Raw genomic sequence first — 10309 nt, 5'->3', positions numbered from 1 at the left:
CGGGGCGGGGGGGCGCGGGGGGCCTGCCGGGCGGCCCCAGGCCGCAGCCGGACGTCGTCCTGGAGGATGCGCGGGCCGTCGGCTGCCGGGGACACGACCAGGAGCGCCGCGGTGGCGGCGGTCGTGTCCCCGGTCCGCACGACACGGTCGAGGAAGTGGCCGGGGCGCAACGCCCGAGTGGCCGTGAGTTCCTGTCCCGATGTCTTTTCCGATTTCCGGCCCTCCAGGCCCTTACGCGGCGCCCTTCTTGATGCGGTATCCGACCGCCGTCACGGGGTTGTCGACGAACATGCGGTGAACCGCCGTGTCGTCGAATCCGATGGAGAGAATGTTCTGCCGCTGCTGCTCATAACCGCTCGAACCCGCCGCCACGGCCCCGTCGTCACGCAGCCACAGCGGATTGTGGTCACTCCGGGTCAGTGGTTCCTGGGCCATCGTGGCGACCTCGGTGTGGTCGGTCAGCGCGATGAGGCGGTCCACGCCCAGGTATTCGACGGTGCGCCGGCAGATTTCGAGGTCGACGTGGTACCCGTCGAAGTTGATGCACGGGTACAGGAGGGACTCGCGTGCGGAGCGCAGCATTTCGGCCGGAACGGGGCCGAGCAGTTCCCGGAGGTCGGTCTTGTCCCAGTCGGGATCGAGCACCCGCCGCAGTTCGACTTCGCGGTTGATCCGTTCCTGCGGCGTGCGCCAGGAATGCGTGAAGTTCCGCGGGGTGTCGTTGTACAGATGGTCGGTCAGGACCAGGTACGGGGAGGAGTCGTAGCGGCTGTGCAGGAATTCGAGCACTTCCCGCAGTCGGACGGCACTGCGTTCGGGCACCTCCCGGTGGAAGTGCCCCACGGCGATCCGGAGCCCCTGCTCGTAGAAGCTGGTGAGCAGGTCGGCGAAGGTGGGGCCGGCGTCGATGCGCTCGTCCAGGGCCATGGCGTCGGGCGCCATCACGATGTAGCGCAGGCCGAGCGGGCCGAGGGACGCGATGACGTCCCACTCCTTCGCCGACGGGAACCACCGTCCGGCCCGCGGTATCCCGCCCTGCGGCCCGAGCAGCGGGCCCTCGATCGCGAAACCGGCGATGTTGGGAACCGCGTTCGCCTGTTCGAGCCGGTGGTACTCCTGGAGGACCTCCACCAGGCGGGGGAGATTCTCCCGGCGCAGGTAGACGGTCGGCAGAATTCCGTACTCACGGGATTCCGCAGCCTTCTGGACCTCGGGGAGGTCCTCGGGCGAGATGGTCGAGAAATCGAAGTCGTCGATTCCGTGGAAGTGGTAGAGAAGGGCCTTCACTTTTACCCTCGTTCCGTCTCGGACTATTCCTTGGACGGTTGGATTGGGTGCCGTCTCGACAGATACGGCTATCGACTTCCTGAGGCTTTTCTCATTGTCACGATCGACCTCACGAGTCGTCGCCGGGAGCAGCACGTCCTGCTGCAAACTCCGTGGACTGGCCTGCGGATAGCACGGCAGCGCCAAAAGAACGGAGACTGTACGTACAAGCATCCGTCGCCCGAGGGATGTTGAAAACCAAATCCTCGACAGTGTCCTGAAAGTCACTGCGGCCTGGCGCACCTTGGTGCCTTGACAGTGGTCGTACAATTCGGGGTAAGTATGTGGTGATTATGTGCTGGCGACGCCGGGCGGCACGGTTTTCGCCCGAACGCTGTTACGGGTGTTGCCATTGTTCCTCCCCGCCGGATCATGCTTTTCGTGGCCGGGATGACCGGTGGTCCCGCCCTTCACCGGCAGATTCCGGAACCCGCCTGGTCAGCACCCGTAACAGCCCGTCCGCGGTCAGTGCGTGAGGAGCCGGCGGAGGAAGACGTCCGAGGCGTGGTTGGTGTCGCCGGGGACGAGGGTGCCGTCTTCGGAGGTGAACAGCACGGCGCCGCCGGAGGCGTCGGTGTACGGGTTGTCCGAGGTGCCGGTGCTCGCCGTGCCGTCCTCGGCCGCGCCGGCGAGTTCGACGGCTCCGGTGGCGAGGTCGCGGCGGAACACGTTCTGCCGCCCGCCGTCGACGCCGGGGACGAGGTTGCCGGCGTCGGAGACGAAGTAGACCCAGCGGTCGTCGTAGGACATGGTGCCGCGACCGGCGGAGCCGACCGTGGTGGTGCCGGGCAGCGGGGTGGTCACCCTGGCCACGGTGCCGGTGCGCAGGTCGCGGGTGTAGAGCTCCTGGTGACGGTTGAGGATCGGCCCGCCGGGCGCGTCGAGGGTGTAGACGGCGTACTGCCCGTCGGGGCTGAGGGTGGCGTCCAGGCCGGTGTTGGCGAGCTGGCCGGCGGGGTCGGTGCTCGCGCCGCTGATCACCCCGGTGTGCTGGTCGAACACGTAGAAGGGGTAGGAGGCGTGCCCGAGGATCGCGGGGGAGTCGCCGTGGTCCGCGTGGTCCCCAGGGGCTGCGGCGGCTGCGGGGGTCTGGGCGGGAGCCGGGAGCAGGTTGTACGCGCGGGACTTGAAGCCGATGACGCGGCCGTCGGCGCTGATCGAGGGCAGGTAGGAGTCGCCGTTGCCCGGCTTGCCGTTCACCCCGAGGGTGACCAGGCGGGTGGTGCCCTCCCGGCGGTCGGCGACGTAGATGTTCTCCTTGCTGAACGTGCCGACCGGCGCGAGGTCGGTCCGGGAGGAGGAGAAGGCCACGAAGCGGCCGTCCCAACTGGCCACCGCGTCACGGGAGATACGGCCGTCCTGGCCGGTGGCTGCCGGGTCGCCGGCGGTGATCAGCTCGGTGACGCCGTCCCGGAGGTCGCGGAGGTAGACCTCCCCGCCGTTGTTGGCCTTGTGGCCGGGCAGCACGTTGGTGGCCTTGGTGTTGAACGTGACGAAGCGGCCGTCGCCGCTGATCGATGCCTGGGTGGTGGGGGCGTCGAGCTGGGCGCCGTCCGCGCCGACGCTGACGCGTTGGGTGCGGCCGGTGTGCAGGTCCCGGACGAAGACGTCCGTCGCCCCGTTGGTGTCGCCGGGCACCAGGTTGGTCGCGTCCGAGGAGAACAGGGCGTAGCGGCCGTCGGCGCTCAGCCCCCCCCCGGGGGGCCCCCCCGGCCTCTCGGGCGTTCAAGGGGTGGTTCAGGCGCCCTTGGCGGCTTCCTTCAGCTTGGAGCCCGCGCTCACCTTGGCGCTGTAGCCGGCCGCGATCTGGATCGGCTCACCGGTCTGCGGGTTGCGGGCGGTGCGGGCGGCGCGGTGGGTGCGCTCGAAGGTCAGGAAACCGGGGATGGTGACCTTCTCGTCGCCCTTGGCGACGACCTCGCCGACGATCTCGGCGAAGGCGGCCAGAACGGCGTCGGCGTCCTTGCGGGTCACCTCGGCGCGCTCGGACAGCGCGGCCACCAGCTCACTGCGGTTCATGTGTACTCCTGTGGTCTGTTCGCTTGCGGTGTGCGGGGGCCCATCGGTACTCCCACCGGGGGGCACCCGGATAGGCCGCAGGTCCGCACACTGTGCTCATGCAGGCAATGCGTGGTCGCAGGCCGGGTCCGTACCCGATGCCGCGCGCCGGTGCCGTCGAAGGCCCGTCCGCCTGCCTGGATACGAATCCTGCCCCGACCGGCCCCGAGAAAGCCAATCGGGCCCCGGCCACGACACCCGAACGAACCCCGCCCGTTGGAGGTGTGACGCTCCGTCGGCTCCGGCGGACCGGGCCCGGGCGGCGGTCGGGACGACGCGCCGGAAGACCAGGGGGACGTTCCGTACTTGTCGGACACGCCTGCCCCGTGCAGGGCTACCGTACGCCCTAGGCACGACAAGCCCAAACACGCCCCTCGCCCTTGTGTCGCAAGGGTTCGGGGCGGACTCGGACGGGTAAGGCCGCTATTCGGACATTTGACCGATCAGCGACACGTCGGCCACCTCGCCGGTCAGAGCTTGACGGTGGGGAAGGAGGAGGCGTCGAGCGTGCCGACGATGCCCGGGGTCGGACGGGCCGGCTCCGTGCTCTCCTGGACGCCCGCCAGCGCCGCCTCGCGCACCGCCGAGGCGACCGTCTTGGCGACGTCCTTGTGGAAGACGCTCGGGATGATGTAGTTGGCGTTCAGCTCGTCGTCGGCGACGGTGGTGGCCAGCGCCCGGGCGGCGGCGATCATCATCTCGGTGTTGACGGTGCGGCTCTGGGCGTCCAGGAGGCCGCGGAAGACACCCGGGAAGACCAGCACGTTGTTGATCTGGTTGGGGAAGTCGCTGCGGCCGGTGGCGACCACGGCGGCGGTCTGCCGGGCGATGGCCGGGTCGACCTCCGGGTCCGGGTTGGCCAGCGCGAAGACGATCGAGTCCTCGGCCATGGTGGCCAGGTCGTCGCCGTCCAGGACGTTCGGGGCCGAGACGCCGATGAAGACGTCGGCGTCCGCCACGGCCTCCTTGAGGCTGCCGGTGCGGCCCGAGCGGTTGGTGTGCTCGGCGATCCAGCGCAGGCTGTCGTTGAGGTCCTCCCGGCCCTGGTGGACCACACCGCGCACGTCCGCCACGGTGGCATGCTCGACGCCGGCCGCCAGCAGCAGCTTGAGGATCGCGGTGCCGGCGGCACCGGCGCCCGACATCACCACCCGGATGTCGCTGATCTCCTTGCCGACCACCTTCAGCGCGTTGGTGAGGGCGGCCAGCACCACGATCGCGGTGCCGTGCTGGTCGTCGTGGAAGACCGGGATGTCCAGGGCCTCGCGCAGCCGGGCCTCGATCTCGAAGCAGCGCGGCGCGGAGATGTCCTCCAGGTTGATGCCCGCGAAGCCGGGGGCGATCGCCTTGACGATGGCCACGATCTCGTCGGTGTCCTGGGTGTCCAGGCAGATCGGCCAGGCGTCGATCCCGGCGAAGCGCTTGAACAGGGCCGCCTTGCCCTCCATGACCGGCAGTGCGGCGGCCGGGCCGATGTTGCCCAGGCCCAGCACCGCCGAGCCGTCGGTGACCACGGCGACGCTGTTGCGCTTGATGGTGAGGCGGCGGGCGTCCTCGGGGTTCTCGGCGATCGCCATGCAGACCCGGGCGACGCCCGGGGTGTAGATCATGCTGAGGTCGTCACGGTTGCGGATCGGGAGCTTGGACGACATCTCGATCTTGCCGCCGAGGTGCATCAGGAAGGTGCGGTCCGAGACCTTGCCGATCGACACGCCGTCGATCGCCCGCAGCTTCTCGACGATCTCCTCGCCGTGCGCGACCGAGGAGGCCGCCACCGTGACGTCGATCCGCAGCGCCTCCAGGCCGGAGGCGGTGACGTCGAGGCCGGTCACCGAACCGCCGGAGGACTCCACGGCCGTGGTGATCGCACTGACGGCGTTGCCCCGGGCCGGGACCTCCAGCCGCACCGTGATCGAGTTGGAGACACTGGGCACCGTCGCCATCGACGCTTCCTTCTTCCGTCCGTGCGGCAGGTTCAACATTTTGTTGAAGGCATCGCCTGCGCATGCTAGACCTCGATCGTCGCACCTTCCAAGGGGTAGCCAGAAATAACGTTCATTGAGTGTGTGGACCCGACAACTTCTTGCCTCTCCGGGCCGATGCGTTACATTGGACGGGACACCGGCTCGATCCAAGCCCCCGGGCCCAACCTTCGTCCCTTCGAGGGACCACTTGCCGCGAGGCGAGCATGGCGGGTCGGTGTCACTAACGTCTGAAGGCCCCTCACCATCCGGTGAGGGGCCTTCTTCGTCCGGCGGACCGGCCGTCAGCCGTGCAGCAGCGCGGGCACGCCGGCCGCGTCCGGCAGGTCGTCCGGACCGGACAGCACGGTCAGCCGCTGGGTCGCCCGGGTGAGCGCCACGTACAGCACCCGCAGGCCGGCCTCCGACTCGCCGGCGATGCCGGTCGGGTCGGCCACCACGGTCGCGTCGTACTCCAGGCCCTTCGCCTCCAGGCTGCCCAGCACCACCGCCCGCTCGCCCAGGCCCTCGGCCCAGCCGGCCGCCTCGGCCCGGCGGTCCATCGGCACCACGATCGCCACGGTGCCGTCCACCTCGCCCAGCAGCCGCTCCAGCTCCGCCCGGGCCGCCGCGCCGAAGGCCTCCGGGGCGGGATCCACGACGGCCGCGAAGCGCGGCTCGACGCCGACCCGGCGCACCGCGGTCGGCGACGGGGTGCCCGGCGCGGCCAGCGCCAGCACCTTGGCCGCGACCTCGGCGATCTCGGCCGGGTTGCGGTAGTTGACGGTCAGCGTGAAGCGGCGGCGCGGCTTGCCGGACAGCACCTCGTCCAGTGCGGCCTGCGCCTCCTGCGGGAACGGCCAGGAGGACTGCGCCGGGTCGCCGACGATCGTCCAGGTCGCCATCCGGGCCCGGCGGCCGATCATGCGCCACTGCATCGGGGTGAGGTCCTGCGCCTCGTCCACGATCACGTGCGCGTACTCGGTGCGCTCGACGGGGACGCGCTCGCGCTGACGGGAGCTGCGGTCGGCGAAGGTGGTGACCTCCTCCAGCCCGCTCAGCAGGTCCACCGCGTTCACCTCGCGCACCTTCGGCCGGGCCGCCTCGCCGAGCAGCACCTGGAGCTCGTCCACCAGCGCGACGTCGTGCGCGGACAGCGCGCCCTCGCCGTTCGGGGACAGCTGGCGCCAGGACGCCGCCAGCAGCCTCGCGTCGTCCGGGGAGACGGCGCGGCGGGCGATCCGGTTGATGTGCCGGTGCTGCTTGAGCGTGCCGAGCACCCGGCGCGGGGTCACGGCGGGCCACCAGGCGTCCAGGAAGTCCAGGAACGGCGCCTCGTCCGAGACGTACTCGTCGAAGGACTCCTTCTCCTCCTGGCGCTGCTCGCGGGCGTAGTGGTCGGTCGGCTTCGGCAGGTGCCGGGTGAGCTCCTGCCACAGGGCGTCCAGCAGCATCCGGCGGGCGCGCGGGCGCAGCAGGTTCAGCGGGGTGCCGCCGGCGCCGATCACGTTGCCGCGCACGGCCTTGAGCCGGCCCGCGTCCAGCTTGAGCACCTCGCCGCGGGCGACCACCTTCAGCTCCTGCGGCGCGCCCAGCTCCAGCGCGGCCCGAGCCGCCCGGCGCAGCAGCTGCACCATCCGGCCCGAGCCCTTGACCCGGGCCGCCTCCGGACTGTCGTAGGTGCCCGCCTCGATGCCGTCCACCAGCGAGCCGACCGCGCGGATGGCGACCTGCCCCTCCTCACCGAGCGAGGGCAGCACGCCCTCGGTGTAGGAGACCAGCAGCGGGGTCGGCGAGACCACCAGGATGCCCCCGGCGTAGCGGCGGCGGTCCTGGTACAGCAGGTACGCGGCGCGGTGCAGGGCGACGGCGGTCTTGCCGGTGCCCGGGCCGCCGGTGACGAGCGTGGCGCCGGCGGCGGCCGCCCGGATCACCTCGTCCTGCTCCTTCTGGATGGAGGAGACGATGTCGCGCATCGAGTGGCTGCGGGCGCGGCCGAGCGAGGCCATCAGTGCGCCGTCGCCGACCACCGCCAGCTCCCGGCCGTTCAGGGTCGGGGTGAGGTCGGGACGCAGCAGGTCGTCCTCGACGCCGATCACCCTGCGCCCCTTGGAGCGGATCACCCGGCGGCGGACCACCCGGCCCGGCTCGACCGGGGTGGCGCGGTAGAACGGCGCGGCGGCGGGCGCCCGCCAGTCGATCACCAGCGGCCCGTACTCGGCGTCCAGCACACCGAGACGGCCGATGTGCAGGGTCTCGGCGACGGCCGGGTCGGCCGGGTCGAGCGGCGTGTCGGAGGGGATGCCGTGTTCCTCCGGGGCGTCCGCCCGCTGGAGGTCGATCCGGCCGAACAGGAAGTCCTCGAACTCGTTGTTCAGGCGCTGGAGGTGGGCGCCGGCCCGGTAGACCTGGGCGTCGCGCTCGGCGAGCGCGCCGGGGGTGCCGACGTGGACCCGCTTGGCGGCGTCCTCCAGGATGTACTCGGCCTCGGCAAGCTTCTCCTCCAGCCGGTGGTAGACGGTGTCGAGGTGCTGCTGCTCACCGGCGATCTCGCGCTCGCGTACGGTCTCGCGGTCGGTGGCGGCGGTGGTGTCCGTGTTGCTCTGCATGGCCTCGGTGGTAGCGGCGGAATCCGGCTCCGGAAAACGAGCGGACGGATGATCCTACGCCCCAACCGGGGTAAACGTGAAGGCCGCCCACCGCAAAGCGGTGGACGGCCTTCACTGTCAACATGGGGTGGTGGAGATGCCGGGAATCGAACCCGGGTCCAGTGGAGTTAATTCAGGGCTTCTCCGAGCGCAGTCCGCTGTGATTTTCTCGGCCCTGGCAGTCACACGGACAAGCCGCCAACAGGCCCAGCTGCTGTTTGATTTCCCATCCGCCCTCGCAGCCCGGGCGGACGGTTGAGTTCCCTAGATTATGCCAGGGTCCGGGTCGGGAACTCCCCGGTCTGACACCCAAGCGCTATCGGTGCTTATTAGGCAGCGAGAGCGAACTGCTGGGAATCGCGCTTAGAGTTGGCGATTATTTTTTTGCGACACGTGGTTAACGAGATCATTGCCGCGTTCCTCGGCTCGCTTCCCCTGTTTCAACATCCCCTGTCGAAACCGATCATCCCCATGTTTTGTTGAGAAACAGCCGGACGGTGACCGTCCGTGTTGCTGACGCCATAGTACGCGAGGCGGCGGGTGAGGGTCCAGCGGATTAACCCTGGCGCCGCCGGGCGGCCGCCACCGCGCGGGCCGTCTCGCGGGTGTCCTGCTTCTCGCGCAGCGTCTGCCGCTTGTCGTAGAGCTTCTTGCCGACCGCGAGCGCCAGTTCGAGCTTCACCCGGCCGTCCTTGAAGTACAGCGAGAGCGGGACGAGCGTGTGGCCCGCGTCGCGGACCGTGCTCTCGATCTTGCGGATCTCCAGCCGGTGCAGCAGCAGCTTGCGCTTGCGCCGGGCCGCGTGGTTGGTCCACGTCCCCTGGGTGTACTCGGGGATGAACACGTTGTCGATCCAGGCCTCGTGGTTCTGGATGTAGGCGTAGCCGTCGACCAGGTTGGCCCGCCCCTCGCGCAGTGACTTCACCTCCGTGCCGGTGAGCACGAGGCCGCACTCATAGGTGTCGAGGATCGTGTACTCGTGTCGCGCCTTCTTGTTCTGCGCGATCAGCTTCTGTCCGGTTTCCTTTGCCATAGCGCGGCCATTCTCGCACTTCGGCCGGTTCGGGGCAGCCCCTTTAGGCGCGGGTGCCGAGCCCGGCCAGCACCCGCAGGGCGAGCGCGTCGGCGTCCTCGCCGGCCGCCGCCGGGACGTCCGGGGTCAGGCCGGAGCCCTCCGGGGAGCGGCCGGCCGGGGTGTAGTAGCGGCCGACGGTCAGCTCCAGCACGGCGCCGTCGGCGAGCCGGCTGGGCTGCTGGACGGTGCCCTTGCCGAAGGTCCGGGAGCCCACCACCACGGCGCGGCTGCGGTCCTGGAGCGCGCCGGTGAGCAGTTCGGCGGCGCTCATCGTGCCGCCGTCGACCAGCACCACCAGCGGGGTGCGCTGGTCGCCCCCGGGCGGGGCGGTCAACTCCCTGGTCTCGCCGCGCTCCTGGTACGAGCCGACCGGGCCGCCGTCCAGGAAGATCCCGGCGGTGCCGGCGGCCTCCTCGACCAACCCGCCCGAGTTGCCGCGCAGATCGAGCACCACACCGGCGTGCGGGGCGCGCAGAGCGGCGCGCACCTGATCGGTCACGCCGCTGGTGAAGGCCCGCACGGCGATCCGCAGCACGCCCTTCTCCAGCTGCTCGGCGGTGACCTGCCGGCTGTCCAACAGGGCGCGCCGCAGCCGCAGTTCGCGGACCTCGCCGGCACCGCGCCGCACGGCGAGGGTGACCTCGGAGCCCACCCCGCGCTCGCCGTCGCGCCCGCGCAGCCGGGCCACCACCTCGGTGACCGGCAGGTGGTCGGCCTGGTCCTGGTCGATCCGCAGCAGCCGGTCGCCGGCCTCGATCCCGGCCGTGGCGGCGGGCCCTGCGGGCGCGACCTGGGAGACCGCGGTGGCGCCGTCCTCGCCGCGGCCGACCGAGAGCCCGACGCCCAGGTAGCGGCCGTCCAGTCCCTGGCTGAACGCGGCGTACTCCTGGGCGCTGTAGTAGGCGCCCCAGCGGTCGCCGTTGGCCCCGAGCAGGTGCTCGGCCTGCTGCTCGGACAGCGCGGTGCCGGCCGGGTCCGCCGGGAGGCCCGGGGCCGCGCCCGCGACCGGGGCGGCGCCGGCGGCCGGGTGCCGTGGCGGGTCGCCCCAGGCGCCGGTGGCGGCCCCGGCGATCAGCACGACACCGAACACCAGGCTGAGGGTGGCCACCTGACGTGCCCTGCGCGGAGTTTCCAGCATGGCACCGGAGTGTAGACACCGTGTCGGGCGCGACGGGCCACAACGGCGGGCGAAACGACGGCGGGGCCCCCCCCGGGCCGGGCCGCGGGGGGCCGCCCCCGCG

The 10309-nt window shown here is 70.9% G+C and carries 7 protein-coding genes and 1 other RNA gene; all 8 read right to left on the bottom strand.

Annotated elements, in window-relative coordinates:
- Nucleotides 1-231 precede the first annotated feature (231 nt).
- Nucleotides 232-1287, bottom strand: a complete 1056-nt coding sequence (locus tag ACFV61_RS26000) for a hypothetical protein (RefSeq protein ID WP_380494176.1) — start codon at nucleotides 1285-1287, stop codon at nucleotides 232-234.
- 504 nt (nucleotides 1288-1791) lie between these two features.
- A complete protein-coding gene (locus tag ACFV61_RS25995) occupies nucleotides 1792-2964 on the bottom strand; it encodes a TolB family protein (RefSeq protein ID WP_380494175.1) in 1173 nt (390 codons plus the stop codon).
- A 99-nt stretch (nucleotides 2965-3063) separates the two neighbouring features.
- Nucleotides 3064-3345, bottom strand: coding sequence for an HU family DNA-binding protein (locus ACFV61_RS25990; protein ID WP_030059737.1), 282 nt, complete (start codon nucleotides 3343-3345; stop codon nucleotides 3064-3066).
- A gap of 509 nt (nucleotides 3346-3854) precedes the next feature.
- Nucleotides 3855-5327, bottom strand: a complete 1473-nt coding sequence (locus ACFV61_RS25985) for an NAD-dependent malic enzyme (protein WP_063349178.1) — start codon at nucleotides 5325-5327, stop codon at nucleotides 3855-3857.
- A gap of 323 nt (nucleotides 5328-5650) precedes the next feature.
- Nucleotides 5651-7954, bottom strand: coding sequence for a HelD family protein (locus tag ACFV61_RS25980; RefSeq protein WP_380494173.1), 2304 nt, complete (start codon nucleotides 7952-7954; stop codon nucleotides 5651-5653).
- Between the two features lie 128 nt (nucleotides 7955-8082).
- Nucleotides 8083-8464: a transfer-messenger RNA gene (gene ssrA / locus ACFV61_RS25975) on the bottom strand.
- 85 nt (nucleotides 8465-8549) lie between these two features.
- Nucleotides 8550-9026 carry an SsrA-binding protein SmpB gene (smpB, locus tag ACFV61_RS25970; protein WP_063349176.1) on the bottom strand — a complete coding sequence of 159 codons (477 nt, stop codon included), beginning with the start codon at nucleotides 9024-9026 and terminating at the stop codon, nucleotides 8550-8552.
- A 43-nt stretch (nucleotides 9027-9069) separates the two neighbouring features.
- Nucleotides 9070-10206, bottom strand: a complete 1137-nt coding sequence (locus tag ACFV61_RS25965) for a S41 family peptidase (RefSeq protein ID WP_063349175.1) — start codon at nucleotides 10204-10206, stop codon at nucleotides 9070-9072.
- Nucleotides 10207-10309 lie beyond the last annotated feature (103 nt).

Source organism: Kitasatospora sp. NPDC059817, assembly GCF_042731835.1.
In the GTDB taxonomy this organism is placed as follows: domain Bacteria; phylum Actinomycetota; class Actinomycetes; order Streptomycetales; family Streptomycetaceae; genus Kitasatospora.
The sequence above is the reverse complement of the archived record's forward strand: the minus strand, read 5'-3'. Positions and strand labels throughout refer to the sequence as shown.

What these genes read in the sequence shown, in the direction of transcription:
- ACFV61_RS25980 (WP_380494173.1), bottom strand. Translation starts at nt 7,954, where the DNA reads ATGCAGAGCAACACGGACACCACCGCCGCCACCGACCGCGAGACCGTA.
- ACFV61_RS25990 (WP_030059737.1), bottom strand. Translation starts at nt 3,345, where the DNA reads ATGAACCGCAGTGAGCTGGTGGCCGCGCTGTCCGAGCGCGCCGAGGTG.
- smpB (WP_063349176.1), bottom strand. Translation starts at nt 9,026, where the DNA reads ATGGCAAAGGAAACCGGACAGAAGCTGATCGCGCAGAACAAGAAGGCG.
- ACFV61_RS25965 (WP_063349175.1), bottom strand. Translation starts at nt 10,206, where the DNA reads ATGCTGGAAACTCCGCGCAGGGCACGTCAGGTGGCCACCCTCAGCCTG.
- ACFV61_RS25985 (WP_063349178.1), bottom strand. Translation starts at nt 5,327, where the DNA reads ATGGCGACGGTGCCCAGTGTCTCCAACTCGATCACGGTGCGGCTGGAG.